The 16645-nt window shown below is 52.4% G+C and carries 16 protein-coding genes, 1 pseudogene and 1 other annotated feature; of the genes and pseudogenes, 11 read left to right on the top strand and 6 right to left on the bottom strand.

Annotated features, from left to right (window positions below):
- Positions 1–82: 82 nt before the first annotated feature.
- Together hisG and hisL are read right to left on the bottom strand one after the other, a co-directional pair.
- Positions 83–982, bottom strand: coding sequence for an ATP phosphoribosyltransferase (gene hisG, locus FDX22_RS07675; RefSeq protein WP_146716959.1), 900 nt, complete (start codon positions 980–982; stop codon positions 83–85).
- A 46-nt stretch (positions 983–1028) separates the two neighbouring features.
- Positions 1029–1151: a sequence feature (His leader region), on the bottom strand.
- Entirely contained in the window at positions 1127–1174 is a 48-nt protein-coding gene (hisL, locus tag FDX22_RS07670; protein WP_100250077.1) for a his operon leader peptide, read from the bottom strand. It overlaps the preceding feature by 25 nt.
- Positions 1175–1349: 175 nt before the next feature.
- Here hisL and FDX22_RS07665 point away from each other — a divergent pair, with 175 nt between their 5' ends.
- The 4 genes and pseudogenes from FDX22_RS07665 (at position 1350) to FDX22_RS07650 (ending at position 4775) form a co-directional block, all read left to right on the top strand.
- The gene (locus FDX22_RS07665; RefSeq protein WP_117343303.1) at positions 1350–2174 is read left to right on the top strand and encodes an SDR family oxidoreductase; all 825 of its coding nucleotides are present in this window, start codon (positions 1350–1352) and stop codon (positions 2172–2174) included.
- A gap of 41 nt (positions 2175–2215) precedes the next feature.
- Positions 2216–3149 (top strand): annotated as a pseudogene (locus tag FDX22_RS07660) (LysR family transcriptional regulator).
- 212 nt (positions 3150–3361) lie between these two features.
- The gene (yoeI, locus tag FDX22_RS07655) at positions 3362–3424 is read left to right on the top strand and encodes a membrane protein YoeI (RefSeq protein WP_101706264.1); all 63 of its coding nucleotides are present in this window, start codon (positions 3362–3364) and stop codon (positions 3422–3424) included.
- Complete coding sequence (locus tag FDX22_RS07650; RefSeq protein WP_162604171.1) at positions 3414–4775, top strand: APC family permease; 1362 nt, start codon at positions 3414–3416, stop codon at positions 4773–4775. Before yoeI ends, FDX22_RS07650 begins: the two co-directional genes overlap by 11 nt.
- 102 nt (positions 4776–4877) lie before the next feature.
- Here FDX22_RS07650 and sbcB read toward each other — a convergent pair whose 3' ends face one another.
- Complete coding sequence (gene sbcB / locus FDX22_RS07645; RefSeq protein WP_135911843.1) at positions 4878–6302, bottom strand: exodeoxyribonuclease I; 1425 nt, start codon at positions 6300–6302, stop codon at positions 4878–4880.
- Between the two features lie 399 nt (positions 6303–6701).
- Between sbcB and phsA the strand changes: the two genes are divergently transcribed.
- The 7 genes from phsA (at position 6702) to FDX22_RS07610 (ending at position 13987) form a co-directional block, all read left to right on the top strand.
- Complete coding sequence (gene phsA, locus FDX22_RS07640; RefSeq protein ID WP_146716958.1) at positions 6702–8975, top strand: thiosulfate reductase PhsA; 2274 nt, start codon at positions 6702–6704, stop codon at positions 8973–8975.
- Positions 8976–8989: 14 nt separating this feature from the next.
- Positions 8990–9568, top strand: a complete 579-nt coding sequence (gene phsB / locus FDX22_RS07635; protein WP_115258140.1) for a thiosulfate reductase electron transport protein PhsB — start codon at positions 8990–8992, stop codon at positions 9566–9568.
- Positions 9565–10332, top strand: a complete 768-nt coding sequence (gene phsC / locus FDX22_RS07630; RefSeq protein ID WP_146716957.1) for a thiosulfate reductase cytochrome B subunit — start codon at positions 9565–9567, stop codon at positions 10330–10332. The genes phsB and phsC overlap by 4 nt, the downstream gene beginning before the upstream one ends.
- Before the next feature lie 150 nt (positions 10333–10482).
- Positions 10483–11655: a serine-type D-Ala-D-Ala carboxypeptidase DacD gene (dacD, locus tag FDX22_RS07625; protein WP_146716956.1), complete on the top strand. Its 1173-nt coding sequence runs from the start codon at positions 10483–10485 to the stop codon at positions 11653–11655.
- Between the two features lie 124 nt (positions 11656–11779).
- The gene (gene sbmC / locus FDX22_RS07620) at positions 11780–12247 is read left to right on the top strand and encodes a DNA gyrase inhibitor SbmC (RefSeq protein WP_117343309.1); all 468 of its coding nucleotides are present in this window, start codon (positions 11780–11782) and stop codon (positions 12245–12247) included.
- Positions 12248–12354: 107 nt separating this feature from the next.
- Positions 12355–13413: an FUSC family protein gene (locus FDX22_RS07615; RefSeq protein WP_146716955.1), complete on the top strand. Its 1059-nt coding sequence runs from the start codon at positions 12355–12357 to the stop codon at positions 13411–13413.
- A 238-nt stretch (positions 13414–13651) separates the two neighbouring features.
- Positions 13652–13987: a DUF496 family protein gene (locus tag FDX22_RS07610; RefSeq protein ID WP_003834176.1), complete on the top strand. Its 336-nt coding sequence runs from the start codon at positions 13652–13654 to the stop codon at positions 13985–13987.
- A gap of 41 nt (positions 13988–14028) precedes the next feature.
- Here the strand turns inward: FDX22_RS07610 and FDX22_RS07605 are convergent, their stop codons facing one another.
- The 3 genes from FDX22_RS07605 to pduV all read right to left on the bottom strand — a co-directional run bounded on the left by FDX22_RS07605 (position 14029) and on the right by pduV (position 16641).
- On the bottom strand, positions 14029–14895 hold the full coding sequence (locus tag FDX22_RS07605; RefSeq protein WP_146716954.1) for an L-threonine kinase: 867 nt from the start codon (positions 14893–14895) through the stop codon (positions 14029–14031).
- Between the two features lie 94 nt (positions 14896–14989).
- The gene (locus tag FDX22_RS07600) at positions 14990–16204 is read right to left on the bottom strand and encodes an acetate/propionate family kinase (RefSeq protein WP_146716953.1); all 1215 of its coding nucleotides are present in this window, start codon (positions 16202–16204) and stop codon (positions 14990–14992) included.
- A complete protein-coding gene (gene pduV, locus FDX22_RS07595; RefSeq protein WP_135911850.1) occupies positions 16189–16641 on the bottom strand; it encodes a propanediol utilization protein PduV in 453 nt (150 codons plus the stop codon). The genes FDX22_RS07600 and pduV overlap by 16 nt, the downstream gene beginning before the upstream one ends.
- Positions 16642–16645 lie beyond the last annotated feature (4 nt).

The raw sequence follows: 16645 nt of genomic DNA, 5'->3' as shown, positions 1-16645 counted from the left end.
TTTGCCGGATGGCTTATCCGGCCTACGGGGCCTGTAGGCCCGGTAAGCAAAGCGCCACCGGGCAACGTTAAGTGGATGTGGATCACTCCATCATCTTCTCAATTGGCAGCACCAGAATCGAACTGGCACCGAGCGCTTTCAGTTTTTCCATGGTTTCCCAGAACAGGGTTTCGCTGCTGACCATGTGCATGGCCACGCGCTGCTGATCGCCTGCCAGTGGCAGAATAGTTGGGCGCTCTGCGCCTGGCAGCAGGGCGATGACCTCGTCCAGACGTTCGGTTGGGGCGTGCATCATGATGTACTTGGATTCGCGGGCCTGGATCACGCCCTGAATGCGGGTCAGCAATTTATCGATCAGCTGCTGCTTGGCTTCCGCCATCTCGCCGTCGCGCTGGATCAGGCAGGCTTTGGAGCGGTAAATTACTTCGACTTCACGCAGGCCGTTGGCTTCCAGCGTGGCACCGGTTGAGACCAGATCGCAAATCGCATCGGCCAGGCCCGCACGCGGGGCAACTTCCACCGAGCCGTTTAGCAGGCAGGATTTAAACGTGATGCCTTTCTGATCGAGATAACGTTTCAGCAGGTGCGGGTAGGAAGTGGCAACACGTTTACCGTTCAGCGAAGCCGGGCCGTCCCAGGCTTCGTCAGCCGGGGTGGCTAACGAGAGGCGACAGCCACCGAAGTCGAGACGACGCAGCGTAAAGTAGCGCGGATCTTCGCCCTGCGCCCGGCGGTTGAGCAACTCTTCTTCTAAAACGTTTTCGCCAATGATGCCGAGGTCAACCACGCCGTCCATCACCAGACCCGGAATATCGTCATCACGCACGCGGAGAATATCAATCGGCATGTTCTCTGCCATCGCAATCAGGCGCTGGGTGTGAAGATTAATTTTAATGCCACAGCGGGCCAGTAATTCGCGTGAATCATCGCTTAAGCGGCCTGATTTCTGCATAGCTATGCGTAAACGGGTATTGTCTAACATTCTCTTGTCCTCGTTATCCTGTCTGAATCGGTCTGGGTCACGCACCAAAAAAAAGCCCCCGGAAGAATTCTTCCGGGGGCTTTCTCATGCGCTCATGCACCACTGGAAGAGTTAAATGTCTCCCAGCACACATCGCCTGAAAGACTAGTCAGGATGATGGTGATGATGGTGTTTAAATTGAGCGCGTGTCATAAAATTTTCTCGATGAATGTTTATTCATTTGATGTCTTTTAACCTAAACCACTTTAGTCACCGATAGCAAGGGCTTTTTTTGATCATTAATTCATTTCATATTGATACTATGAATTGTCAGCCACCGTGGGCTGGCGTAGCCTTGGGTAACAGGCCACAAGTCAGGAGAGAAGGCATGAAAAAGGTCGCAATTGTCGGGTTAGGTTGGTTAGGCATGCCGTTAGCCATGTCGCTGGCGGCGCGAGGCTGGCAGGTCACCGGCAGCAAAACCACGCTGGATGGGGTGGAAGCGGCCCGTATGAGCGGTATCGAAAGCTACTCGCTGCGCCTTGAACCTGAGCTGGTGTGCGCGTCAGACGATCTCGATGCGCTGATGGATGTCGATGCGCTGGTCATCACGCTGCCCGCCCGCCGTAGCGGTCCGGGTGAAGATTTTTATCTGCAGGCGATGCAGGAGCTGGTCGACAGTGCGCTGGCATACCGCATTCCACGGATTATTTTTACCAGCTCGACGTCGGTGTATGGTGACGTACAGGGTGCCGTGAAAGAAGGCTCTCCGCGTAATCCGGTGACGGCAAGCGGTCGTGTGCTGAAAGAACTTGAGGACTGGTTGCATAACCTGCCGGGGACCTCGGTAGACATTGTGCGCCTCGCCGGATTGGTTGGACCGGGCAGACACCCAGGGCGTTTTTTCGCCGGTAAAACGGCACCGGATGGACAGCATGGCGTCAATCTGGTGCATCTGGATGATGTCGTGTCTGCAATCACCCTGCTGCTCCAGGCACCGAAAGGAGGACACATCTATAATATATGTGCGCCTATGCATCCGGCGCGTAATGTGTTCTATCCCCAGATGGCGCGTTTGCTGGGGCTGGAACCGCCGGAATTCCGGGACGGTGTGGATAACGGTAAAGGTAAAGTCATTGACGGCAACCGAATTTGCAATGAACTTGGGTTTGAGTACCAGTATCCCGACCCGCTGGTGATGCCGATGGAGTGACAGACCAGCAGCGTGCCGTCATATACCGCCAGGGGGCGAGTATGAAACCACTGCTGGACGTTCTGATCATCCTCGACGCGTTAGATAAAGAGGGAAGTTTCGCTGCGGCGTCGGCAAAATTGTTTAAGACGCCGTCCGCGCTGAGTTATACCGTCCATAAGCTGGAAAGCGATCTGAATATTCAATTGTTGGATCGCAGCGGGCATCGGGCGACGTTTACCCGCACCGGGCAGATGCTGCTGGAAAAGGGGCGGGAGGTACTGCATACCGTCCGCGAACTCGAAAAACAGGCCATCAAACTGCACGAAGGTTGGGAGAACCAGCTGGTTATTGGCGTGGATGACACCTTTCCTTTTTCACTGCTGGCCCCGCTTATCGAATCCTTCTACCAGCACCACAGCGTCACGCGGCTTAAATTTATCAACGGTGTACTGGGCGGTTCCTGGGAGGCGCTCACCCAAGGGCGGGCCGATATTATCGTCGGGGCGATGCATGAACCGCCTTCCGCGAGTAATTTTGGTTTTGCGCGTTTAGGTGACCTCGAACAGGTGTTTGTGATCGCACCTCATCATCCGCTGGCGCAGGAAGACGAACCACTGCAACGGCGTACCATTAAACGTTTCCGTGCCATTGTGGTGGGGGACAGTCCTCATCTGGCGAGCTTGTCGGGTTCTCAACTGCTTGACGATCAGGATGCAATCACCGTTTTTGACTTTAAAACCAAGCTGGAACTGCAGATCAGTGGGCTGGGATGCGGGTATTTACCGCGCTATCTGGCACAACGTTTTTTGGACAGCGGTGCCCTGATAGAGAAGAAAGTGGTCGCACAAATTATGTTTGAACCGGTGTGGATTGGCTGGAATGAACAGACGTCAGGATTAGCCAGCGCCTGGTGGCGAGATCAGATTTTAGCAAATAGTGCTATCGCAGGCGTTTATGTAAAATCGAGTGTCGATAAATCAGGCGGTTAGATAAAAATATTTATTTTTGGCTATCTCATTCTCTTGTTATTTCTCTCCAATTTAGTGCAAAATACGCCGCTTGCAAAAAATGACATTAGCCGACGTTTTAATACGCGTCGGTTATTTTTTTGCATCAAACCAATCATTCATAAAAGAGGCCGGGCTTCGTACCGGATAGATACTTACTAAAAACCGACAGTTGTTGTCGCTGAGGAATTCGTAAAAATGGGGCAATTTTTTGCTTACGCGACGGTATTCACCGTAAAGGGGAATGACCATGTCGCATAACGTTACTCCAAACACCTCTCGCGTGGAATTACGTAAAACGCTTACGTTGGTTCCGGTTGTCATGATGGGCCTTGCCTATATGCAGCCGATGACGCTGTTCGATACATTTGGTATCGTTTCGGGCTTGACCGATGGTCATGTCGCGACGGCTTATGCTTTTGCGTTGGTTGCCATTCTCTTTACTGCGTTGAGCTACGGTAAACTGGTTCGCCGTTTCCCGTCTGCTGGCTCTGCGTACACCTATGCTCAGAAATCCATTAGCCCGACCGTAGGCTTTATGGTGGGCTGGTCATCGCTGCTGGACTATCTGTTCATGCCGATGATCAACATCCTGTTGGCTAAAATCTACTTTGAAGCGCTGGTGCCGTCGGTACCGTCGTGGATCTTTGTTGTCGCGCTGGTGGGCTTTATGACCATCTCGAATCTGCGCAGCATCAAGGCCGTCGCGAACTTCAATACCCTGATTGTTATTTTGCAGATGGGTATTGTGGCAGTGATTGTTGGCCTGATCATTTACGGCATTATGCACGGCGAAGGCGCAGGCACGCTGACCAGCACCCGTCCATTCTGGTCTGAAGGCGCGCATGTGGTGCCGATGATTACCGGTGCAACTATCCTGTGCTTCTCGTTCCTTGGTTTTGACGGCATCTCTTCGCTGTCAGAAGAAACCAAAGACGCAGAGCGCGTTATTCCGAAGGCTATCTTCCTGACCGCGCTGATTGGTGGCCTGATCTTTATTGGTGCCTCCTACTTCCTGCAACTGTACTTCCCGGATATCTCTCGCTTTAAAGATCCGGACGCGTCACAGCCGGAAATCATGCTGTACGTTGCGGGTAAAACCTTCCAGTGGGGCGTGCTGGTGTTCTCCAGCGTCACCGTACTGGCATCCGGTATGGCGGCACATGCGGGCGTTTCTCGTCTGATGTACGTGATGGGGCGCGATGGCGTTTTCCCGACCCGTTTCTTCGGTTATATTCACCCGAAATGGCGTACTCCTGCATGGAACGTGCTGCTGGTGGGTGCGATTGCGCTGCTGGCAATCAAATTTGACCTGGTGACGGCGACGGCGCTGATCAACTTCGGTGCGCTGGTGGCGTTTACCTTCGTGAACCTGTCTGTGATTTCACAGTTCTGGATCCGCGAAAAACGCAACAAGACGCTGAAAGACCACTTCAACTACCTGGTCATGCCGGTGTGTGGTGCTCTGACCGTCGGCGCACTGTGGGTTAACCTGGAAGAAAGCTCGATGGTTCTGGGTCTGATCTGGGCGGGTATTGGTCTGGTTTACCTGGCTTGCGTGACCAAAAGCTTCCGCAATCCGGTTCCACAGTACGAAGATATCGCGCAGTAATTGATGTTTGCCGGACTGGGGGCCTTGCGCCACCATCCGGCAAATTGCCTAACCGGAGACATGTTCTCCGGTTTTTTTATACCTGCGTGTCAGTTTCTCTTCTTACACAATCTCTTCGGCGTATTGCCAGAGTGATTTCAGCAGCACCAGCTTCTCTTTATTATCCGCATACTGTTGACTCAGCATCTGCAATTCATTGGCATATTGCTGTAAAAACTCTGCGGTAAACACCTGACGGCGATGTTCCAGCCAGCGCTGCTGTTCAGACTCATCCAGCGTGCCGGGGAAGTTACGCGCGCGGTAATTAAACAGCAGCTTTTCAATACGCTTATCAACAAAGGTAATATCCAGTGCCGGTAAATTGCGTGGGTCGGTTTCCAGCACGATTTTCATCGCAGCGCGGTCGGCATCGCTGAAAAAACCGTTATACAGTTGGGCATCCACGTTGTCTGACGGTGTGAAGGGTTCTGCCTCGGAAAAAATAGCCACCACTTTATCGCGAACCTGCGGGTTTTCACGCAGGATTTTGAGGTTATCCAGACAATGCTGACGGTTAATTCCCAGTCGGTCGGCATCTTCAGGGCGTAGTGTGTTGGCCTGTGCCAGAACCGGGCATTTGTTGATGTGCACCAGTTTCACGGGTACCGCTACGTTATCGCCCAGGTCGGCTTTGGCGGTGTAAAGGCGCTCACGCAGCGTGTCGCTATCCAGCTCAAGCAGGGGAGAAATATCACCGGCTAAGTCAACCATGATGACCGCGTTGCGATTGTCCGGGTGCCAGGCGAGCGGCGCAACCCAACTGGTATTGCCGCGCCATGCGCCGAACATGCCTGAGACATGAACCAACGGTTTCATTTGTGGGACATCGATCAGGGCGGCCAGCTTGTGTTTGTTCCGGTGGCTATAGAGATAGTCGAACAGACGAGGCTGACGCGACTTAACCAACTGCGCCATCGCAATGGTGGCGTACACGTCGGCCATCGCATCGTGGGCGTTGGCGTGTTCAATGCCGTTGGCTTTGGTCAAATGCTCAAGGCGGAAACTGGGTAACCCGTCGTCGTTTTCTGGCCAGTTAATGCCTTCCGGACGCAGGGCATAACAGGCGCGCATAACATCCAGTAAATCCCAACGTGAATTATCGTGCTGCCAGCTCCAGGCGTAGGGGTCGTAGAAATTGCGGTACAGGATATTGCGCGTCACTTCGTCGTCAAAGCGCACATTGTTATAGCCCACAATACAGGTTTTGGGCACGGTAAACAGGGCGTGAATGCGGGCAGCAAACGTTGCTTCGTTCTCTCCTTTTTCACGCGCTTCCTGCGGGGTAATACCTGTTATAAGTACCGCTTCCGGGTGCGGCAGATAGTCGTCCGCAGGCTTGCAATAAAAAACCTCTGGATCGCCGATAATGTTGAAATCGTTATCCGTGCGGATGGCCGCAAATTGCGCGGGCCTGTCCAGCGCCGGATGGGTACCAAAGGTTTCGTAATCGTGGAAGAGAAACGTAGGGTGCTGCTTGCCGTCATTCATTGTTCAGTTATGTCCGGGATCAATTTAGCGCTTTTATAAGAGTACCAAAAATTAGCGAGGTAATCAGCAAAGCGATTATCTGTTCGGGGAATCAGGTCGCAATAAAATTGAGATGAACGGTGCTTTTATATATTTATTGAATTAATTAAACGACCGAAACTGTATTTATTGGCATGATTATCATCAAGGATAATTTCATTTTAATAATTTTATTGATAACCATTATTGTTATTTTTACGGTTAATTGTTGAGTTTTGGAAGTTTTAAAAGTCTTTGTAAACAATAGGTTCTGATTCGTCAGGATGTTCTTGCTTCATTGTAAGGAAATGTGAGTGAGGTTAAAAATTAATAATATAAACTCCATATAATAATTGGATATATCTAATAACAGGAGGTTATATGAGCATTAGTCGACGTAACTTTTTGCGCGGCGTGGGTATTGGCTGCTCCGCATGCGCAATAGGAACTTTTCCACCGGGGGCACTGGCGCGTAATGCACCAGAGAGTATCAAGGGGAAAACCTCACTCACGCCAAGTCTGTGCGAAATGTGTTCATTTCGCTGTCCCATTCAAGCTCAGGTCATTAATAATAAAACCGTTTTCATCCAGGGGAACCCTAATGCGCCGCAGCAGGGTACCCGGGTCTGTGCCCGAGGGGGCAGCGGCGTGAGCCTGGTTAACGATCCGCACCGTATTGTTAAACCGATGAAGCGCACTGGCCCGCGTGGCGCTGGAGAATGGCAGGTCATTAGCTGGCAGCAAGCCTATCAAGAAATTGCCGAAAAGATGAGTGCCATAAAAGCGCAATATGGTCCTCAGGGCGTTGTCTTCTCTTCTAAATCCGGCTCGCTTTCCGGTCATTTATTTCACCTGGCGACGGCCTTCGGTTCGCCGAACACTTTTACCCATGCCTCGACATGTCCCGCCGGGAAATCCATTGCCGCTAAAGTGATGATGGGCGGCGATCTGGCCATGGATATTGCCAACACCCGTTATATGGTCTCTTTTGGCCATAACCTCTATGAAGGTATTGAGGTTGCCGACACGCACGAACTGATGACCGCGCAGGAGAGAGGCGCGAAGATGGTCAGCTTCGACCCTCGCTTGTCCGTATTTTCCAGTAAAGCGGATGAATGGCATGCCATCAGGCCTGGCGGCGACTTGCCGGTACTGATGGCAATGTGCCACGTCATGATTAAAGAAAACCTGTATGACGCGCAGTTTGTGGAGCGTTATACCACGGGGTTTGCACAGCTGGCAGAGGCCGTACAAGAGACAACGCCTGAATGGGCGCAAAAGCTGGCTGATGTTCCTGCTGAAGTTATTACCCGCGTAACCCGAGAAATGGCGGCCAGCGCGCCTCGTGCCATCGTCAGCCCAGGCCACCGCGCGACGTTTTCTCAGGAAGAGATCGACATGCGGCGGATGATCTTCACCCTCAACGTGCTGCTGGGCAATATCGAACGTGAAGGTGGCATGTACCAGAAAAAGGCGGCGGCAACCTACAACAAGCTGGCTGGCGAAAAGGTCGCGCCGGTGCTGGCAAAACCGGATGTGAAATTACCGAAGCCAACCGCGCAGCGCATTGATCTGGTGGCACCGCAGTTTAAATATATCGCCGCGGGTGGCGGGGTCGTGCAAAGCATTATTGATGCCGTGTTAAAGCAGACTCCTTACCCGGTGAAGGGATGGATCATGTCCCGACATAATCCTTTCCAGACCGTGACCTGCCGACCCGATCTGGTCAAAACCGTGGAACAACTGGATCTGGTGGTCAGCTGCGACGTCTATTTAAGTGAAAGCGCGGCCTATGCTGACTATCTGTTACCGGAATGCACCTACCTTGAGCGTGATGAAGAAGTCTCTGATATGTCAGGGCTGAATCCAGCTTATGCATTACGCCAACAGGTAGTTGAGCCCATTGGCGATGCTCGTCCGAGCTGGCAAATCTGGAAAGAACTGGGTGAACAGTTGGGTCTCGGGCAATTTTACCCGTGGCAGGATATGCAGACGCGCCAGCTGTACCAGCTCAATGGCGATCACGCTTTATCCGCAGAACTGCGTCAGAAGGGATATCGGGAGTGGGGCGTACCGCTGTTATTTCGTGAACCTGAGGCCGTGCGCCAGTTTGTCGCGCGCTATCCTGGCGCAGTGCCCGCGGACAGCGATGGTACCTACGGGGAGCAACTGCGATTCAAATCCCCGTCAGGCAAAATCGAGCTTTATTCCGCAGAGCTGGAATCGTTACTTCCCGGCTACGGTATTCCACGCGCCCGCAATTTTGCCCTGAAGGGTGAAAATGAACTCTATTTCATCCAGGGCAAGGTAGCGGTTCACACCAACGGAGCGACGCAATATGTGCCTTTACTCAGTGAACTGATGTGGGACAACGCGGTGTGGATCCACCCGACGACCGCACGTGAAAAAGGGATTAAAAGCGGTGACGACATCTGGTTGGAAAACGCCACCGGCAAAGAAAAAGGTAAGGCGCTGGTCACGGCCGGTATTCGACCCGATACGCTGTTCGTTTATATGGGGTTTGGCGCCAAGGCCGGGGCTAAAACGGCGGCAACAACGCACGGTATTCACTGCGGTAATTTACTTCCGCACGTGACCAGTCCGGTTTCCGGAACGGTGGTGCACACCGCTGGCGTGACGCTGCGTCGGGCATGAACAAGGAGAACATCATGAATCAATCCACAAACCCCTATGTCATGCTGCATGACGAAAAACGCTGCATTGGCTGCCAGGCATGTACGGTTGCTTGCAAGGTTCTGAACGATGTGCCGGAGGGGTACAGCCGCCTGCAGGTGCAGATCCGCACCCCGGAAAAAGAGTCAGACGTCCTGTCTCATTTTCAGTTTGTGCGGGTTTCTTGCCAGCACTGTGAAGATGCGCCCTGCGTGAGCGTTTGCCCGACCGGTGCTTCATTTCGTGACGAAAACGGTATTGTGCAGGTGGACAAGTCGCGCTGTATTGGTTGCGACTATTGTGTTGCGGCCTGCCCGTTCCATGTGCGTTATCTGAATCCTCAAACGAGTATCGCTGACAAATGCAATTTTTGTGCAGATACCCGCCTCGATGCCGGGCAAGCGCCGGCCTGTGTTTCTGTTTGTCCAACCGATGCGCTGAAGTTTGGCCGTCGCGACGACCCGGAGATCCAGCACTGGATAAGTCAAAAAGAGGTATATCGCCAGCAGGATACGCGCAGTGGTGAGGTGAGTCTTTATCGGCGTAAAGAGTATCATCAGGAGGGGAAAGTATGAATGCTATCTGGGGAGCAGAGCTTAACTATGCGCCGGACTACTGGCCGCTGTGGCTCATTTACGCAGGTGTGGTCATCCAGCTGATGATTGTGGGTCTGGTAGCGCACGCGCTGCTGCGACGGATGCTGGCACCTAAAACCGCAACCGGTGAAGAGCATCGTGACTACCTTTACTCGTTAGCGGTCCGCCGCTGGCACTGGGGAAATGCGCTGTTGTTCGTTCTGCTGCTGGTAAGCGGGTTGTTTGGTCACTTTTCGATAGGGCCGGTGGCGCTCATGGTGCAGGTACACACCTGGTGTGGCTTTGCATTACTGGCCTTCTGGGTGGGTTTCGTGCTGATAAATGCCACTACCGGCAACGGCTGCCACTATCGGGTGAAATGTAGCGGACTGATTTCGCGCTGCCTGCAGCAAACGCGCTTTTACCTGTATGGGATAATGAAGGGTGAAGCGCATCCGTTTGCCGCGACGGCAGAGAGTAAATTTAACCCGCTACAACAACTGGCCTATCTGGCCATCATGTATGCGCTGGTACCGCTGTTGATCATCACCGGTTTGTTGTGTCTTTACCCACAAGTTATCGGCGCAGGTCCGGTTATGCTGGTGTTGCATATGGCGTTGGCGATTATTGGCATTCTGTTTATTTGTGCGCATATCTACCTGTGCACACTGGGCGACACGCCGGGGCAAATCTTTCGCAGCATGATCGACGGCTATCACCGGCATCGCAGCCATCACGCAGATGTATCACCGCGGAAAGGGTAATATTGTGCGAATTTATCACTACCCGTTTATCTGATACCTGCATTCCATTGCAAGAAAATGTGCTTTAAGTCACATTTTCTTGCAATTTATCCCTGTTTGTTCTTCAGAATTTCCGTAAAAAGAACGGCTATTTTTCCTTTTCCTGAGGACATGCTGTTGAAACGCCGTTTGTTTATTACCGCTTCCCTTTTCGCGATGAGTTTTTCCTCCGCTTTTGCGGCGGATGTCGCCAGTTTTGCTCCCCAACCTCCGGCTATCAATGCGGGTGCGTGGGTGCTGATGGATTACACCACAGGCCAAATTCTTACCGCAGGTAATGAGCACCAGCAGCGCAACCCCGCCAGTCTGACCAAGCTGATGACCGGCTATGTTGTTGACCGCGCCATCGACAGCCAGCGTATTAGCCCGTCAGATATTGTCACCGTTGGGCGTGACGCGTGGGCGAAAGACAATCCGGTATTTGTCGGTTCATCGTTAATGTTTTTAAAACAAGGTGACCGCGTTTCAGTACGTGATTTAAGTCGCGGCTTAATTGTCGATTCCGGCAACGATGCCTGCGTTGCGCTGGCGGATTATATCGCCGGTGGGCAGCCACAGTTTGTCGCGATGATGAACAGTTATGTGCAAAAGCTGAGGTTGCAGGACACCCATTTTGAAACGGTGCACGGACTGGATGCCCCAGGCCAGCACAGTTCGGCTTACGATCTGGCTGTGTTATCGAGGGCTATCATTCACGGCGAGCCTGATTTCTATCATATGTACAGCGAGAAAAGCCTCACCTGGAACGGCATCACCCAGCAGAACCGTAACGGTTTATTGTGGGATAAAACCCTGAACGTGGATGGGCTAAAGACGGGACATACCTCTGGTGCCGGGTTTAACCTGATTGCATCTGCGGTAGACGGACAGCGTCGATTAATCGCCGTTGTAATGGGGGCCGAGAGTGCGAAGGGGCGTGAAGATCAGGCGCGTAAGCTGCTGCAATGGGGACAGCAAAACTTTGACACAGTGCAGGTTCTGCGAAGTGGTAAGCAGGTCGGCGTTGAGCGGATCTGGTATGGCGATAAAGAAAAAATCAGTCTCGGTACCGAGCAGGATTTTTGGATGGCGCTGCCTAAAGCCGAAGTGGCGAATATTAAAGCAAAGTATGTGCTTGATAAGAAAGAGCTGGTCGCCCCCATTGCCGCACATCAGCGCGTGGGCGAAATTGAACTCTACGACCGGGATCAGCTGGTGGCGCATTGGCCGCTGATGACGCTGGAGTCAGTCGGTGAGGGGGGCGTGTTTTCGCGCCTGAGCGATTATTTTCACCATAAGGTGTAGATTTCTGTTTGTGCACCAAACTGGCAAGACTGCGAATCTGCTCACATAATAATCACTATTTCCTTGAGGCCGTAATACGCAGAAATTATACTGTATTTTTATACAGTATCATGCGGGAGGTTATATGGAGTATGAGATAAAGCAGGTAGAAAGACGCAGGATTGCCGGGTTTCACATGGTTGGACCGTGGGAACACACGGTAAAGCAGGGGTTTGAACAGCTGGTTATGTGGGTCGACGGTAACCAGATTGTGCCGCTGGAATGGATAGCCGTCTATTACGACAACCCAGACGTGGTTCCGGCAGATAAACTGCGCTGCGATACCGTAGTTTCAGTGCCTGAAGGTTTTGAGATCCCCGAAAACAGCGAAGGGGTGATCCTGACTGAACTGGCGGGCGGCGACTATGCCGTGGCCGTTGCCCGTGTTGAAAACCATGACTTTGCCACACCCTGGTATCAGTTTTTTGACCGTCTGTTGCAGGATTCGTCCTGGCAGTTATCGGCCAAACCGTGTTTTGAAATTTACCGAAACAATGGTGTGGAGGACGGATACTGGGATATTGAAATGTACGTGCCGGTGCAGGCGAAGTAACGGTTTTGGGTGTGAATCAGGATAAAAGGCCTGTTGATAACGGTGATGTTTTCACTGAAAAAACAGGTACAATTCTGTTCTTTGCTATTCCCTGACGGAGTGCATGAGTGCGTGCAGATAAGTCACTGAGTCCTTTTGAAATTCGCTTGTATCGTCATTATCGTGTGGTGCATGGTATTCGCATCTCGCTGGCGTTTCTTCTCACTTTTCTGCTGGTTCGCCTGCTGGACATCCCTGAAGGTACCTGGCCTCTGATCACGCTGGTGGTGATCATGGGGCCGATTTCCTTTTGGGGCAATGTCGTCCCCCGAGCTTTTGAGCGTATTGGTGGCACGATTCTGGGTTCGGTCCTTGGGCTGGTGGCGCTCCGGCTGGAGCTCTTTTCATTGCCGCTGATGCTGATATGGTGTGCGGTGGCGATGTTCCTGTGCGGTTGGCTGGCATTGGGTAAAAAACCGTATCAAGCGCTGCTGATCGGCATCACGCTGGCCGTCGTGGTTGGCGCACCTGCGGGCGATATGAACACGGCACTCTGGCGCGGGGGGGATGTGATTCTCGGCTCGCTACTGGCAATGCTGTTTACCTGGATCTGGCCGCAACGCGCATTTATACACTGGCGTATCCAACTGGCGCACTGCATTACCGGCTATAACCGTGTATATCAGGCCGCGCTATCACCCAACTTACTCGAACAACCCCGGCTGGATAAGCACTTACAGCAGTTGCTGAGTGACGTCGTTAAAATGCGCGGCTTAATCATTCCGGCCAGCAAAGAAACGCGCATTCAAAAATCAGTTTTTGAAGCCATTCAAACGATTAATCGAAATCTGGTGTGCATGCTTGAACTGCAAATCAACGCGCTGTGGGCAACGCGGTCCAGTCATTTTGTGATGTTGAATGCGCATACGCTGCGTGAAACTCAGCTCAGAATGCAACAGGCGCTGCTGACGATAACGCACGCTCTCTATGAAGGTAATCCGCAACCGGTGCTTGCCAACACCGAAAAACTCAATGATACGGTGACCGAGATGCGTCAGCTCATTGATGAACATAAGGGCGACAACGTTGCAGAAACACCTATTCATGGTTATGTCTGGCTGAATATGGAGATGGCACGACAGCTGGAACTCCTCTCACGTTTAATATGTCGTGCTTTGCGCAAATAAAGCGCAGATGAGGGGATTGGTTCTACTGCTGCTTCGATTCAGCAACGATTAAGGGTATGATACTGAAAAAGGCTAAAACCATTGGTAACTGCAATGGCTTTACCCTCGATAATTCAGGTTTCAACCGTGTATTGTCAATGCAGATGCAACTTGAAGTATGGCGGGCATGAAAGTAATGTTGACCCACTTTAGCCGTTGTTTAAACGAATCCGAATCTCACATTATCAGGGGTGTAAAAATGGAAACTACCAAGCCTTCTTTCCAGGACGTGCTGGAATTTGTTCGTCTGTTCCGTCGTAAGAACAAACTGCAACGTGAAATCCAGGACGTTGAGAAAAAGATCCGTGACAACCAGAAACGTGTCCTGCTGCTGGACAACCTGAGCGACTACATCAAGCCAGGTATGAGCGTTGAAGCGATCCAGGGCATTATTGCCAGCATGAAAAGCGACTATGAAGATCGCGTGGATGATTACATCATCAAAAATGCCGAGATCTCTAAAGAGCGTCGCGACATTTCTAAAAAGCTTAAAGCCATGGGCGAAGTGAAAAACGGCGAAGCGAAAGCAGAGTAATTGTTGCAAACGATAGGGGCGTAATGCGGCCCCTATCGTCCCTACTGTAATTCAACCCCGCCCGTTACCATCCGTAGCAAATGCTGTTCCGGCCAGTGTGTAGTCAGTTTTTTCTGCACCAGCATCCATTTGATGTAGTCAATGTCATGACGCGTTCTGTCCAGCATCAGGCCAACCACGCTGCCGCTGTGGGCAACGTTCACACCGTATAAATCACATTCTTCAACCAGCGATAATAACGAATCGAAATCCGGTTTTGGCAACAACATCTGGCTGGCAATGGCGCTTAGCGTGGCCGCTTCGCCCATCCGGTACGGGTTTTGACTTGAGCAAGCTTCCTGCACTTTTTCCCAAGCTCGTTTGAGGGCAGGTGCGCCTGCCTGTAACCCGGCCAGGCGCGGGATCCGGTGATAGTCTGCCGTGCGTAACGTTTCCGGGCTTTCGAGAACCAGCAGGTCGAGGTGGGGCTGCGCTTCGCAGGCGATCTGAGTGGATGCGTCGTTATGATCAAAAAGCGTTAACTGGCGAAAAACGGTGCTGTCGGTAGGTTCGAGCGAAACGCAAAGCTGCGCTAACGTGGCTTCATCTAACTGATGGCCCAGATGGTGGGCGGTAGCGATGGCGGTGGCGGCAATATCTGCCGTACTGCTGGCCATCCCTTTGGCGATGGGGATCGTAGAGTGGATATCAATACGAATATCCTGACTGACATGTGCCGGATATTGCCAGTGCTGCAACAAGCGGTCAACCATCGACCGTGAAAGAGGCCGCTCATCGGCAAGCGGCGAGCCGGAGCTGACTTCAACGGTGCTGTACCATTCAACCGGGCAGGAGACCAATTTCTCGCTGCCCAGAATCCAGCCCTGGATAAGTTCTCCGCATGATGCGGGGCATTGCGCAACAGCCACGTCTTTTCACCTTTGTGATTAGCAATCTTCGGCGCATAGTGTCATGGCGATCGCGCTATTACCATGATGTGCCGCAATCTGCGGCGCAGCAGTGTTAAGCGGGAATGCTCAGCGTCACAGTTTCTGCAATCGCTATACGCATTACGTCTTGCGCGATCATCAGCTCTTCGTTGGTATTGATGACGGCCACTTTGACCATCGCGTTTTCTGTCTGAATGAAGGTCGCATTACGTTGGTTTTTGTCCTCATCTACCGCCAGCCCTAAGAAATTGAGGTTGTGGCAAATTGCTGCCCGGGCACGAGCAGAGTTTTCGCCGATACCACCGGTAAACACCAGCGCATCCAGACCGCCCATTTGCATAATGTAGCTGCCAATGGTGGCTCGAATTCTTTCGGCAAACAGCGTCAGCGCCAGCGCTGCCTGACGGTTTCCGCTATCAGCCGCCTGTTCCACGTCACGGTAGTCAGGAGAGATGCCGGATACGCCAAGTAACCCCGACTCGTTGTTGAGTAGCTGATTTAGCTGCTGTGGTGTTTTGCCTTCACGTTGGGCAATCCACGGCAAAATCGACGGATCGATGTCGCCGCTACGGGTGCCCATCATCACACCAGACTGTGGGGTAAAGCCCATTGACGTATTAACGGATTGTCCGCCCTTGATGGCGCAGATACTGCTGCCGTTGCCCAGATGGCAACACACAACTCGCAGAGCGCTGAGCGGCACACCCAGCTTTTCTGCCAGCGTATGGCTGACGTACTTGTGGCTGGTACCATGGAAGCCGTAGCGACGAATACCCAGCTCCGAATAATAACGCCAGGGCAGGGGATAAATAAAAGAAGGCTCGTCGAGCGTCTGATGGAAGGCCGTATCGAAAACTGCTACAGCAGGTGTCGACGGTAACAGTTGGCGAAAAACAGCAATGCCCAACGCATTAACCGGGTTATGCAACGGAGCCAGTTCTGCCAGACGTTCTATTTCTGCCAGCGATTCATCGGTGACTAAAACTGAATCTTTAAAGGATTCTCCGCCGTGCGCGACGCGATGCCCAACACCGTCGATGTCTTGTAAGCTATTAATGATGCTGTGACTGAGCAGTTTTTCCAGTAACAGCGTTACCGCTTCACGGTGATCGGCAATCGGCAGTGTTTCCTGCCATTTTTGCACCGGGGTTTTTATCGTGACCTTTGCATCAGGCATCCCGATGCGCTCGAGCAGCCCCTGACAGAGCATCTCGCCCTGTGGCATCGCCAGTAACTGAAACTTCAGAGAAGAGCTGCCTGCGTTAATGGCCATTATTTTGTGAGACATGACGATTCCTTTGCGTGCAGAAAATTGAACATCTCATCAACGCCGGTATTGTTCACCGCGCTGGTAATAAAAACGTTTTGCGCCCCGGCCTGCATCAACCAACCCTCGACGAGGGCAATCTGCTGCGGGTTAGCTAAATCGGCTTTGGTCACCAGACCGATAACGGGTCGGTTCATGGGGCCGGTAAATCCAGGAGAAAAAGGTGACCAGGGCGCGTCAGCGTTGAGCACCAGCGCGATAACGTCGGCTTCACAGGCGCTGACCAGCAGCGCACTGTACAGGCAGCGGTTCTCCAGATATTCCCCAGGTGTGTCTATCGCCGTGGGAGACCAGACGATAGCCTGGGTTTTCTGATAATGAAGCGCTTCGCCACGCATACACTGGGTGAGCGATGTTTTCCCACTTTGGCTGGGTCCAATGAACATGATGCGTTTCATTACG

The sequence above is a fragment of the Citrobacter sp. TBCS-14 genome, from assembly GCF_005280805.1.
Taxonomy (GTDB): domain Bacteria; phylum Pseudomonadota; class Gammaproteobacteria; order Enterobacterales; family Enterobacteriaceae; genus Citrobacter; species Citrobacter gillenii.
This window is presented reverse-complemented; position numbering and strand designations above follow the sequence as displayed.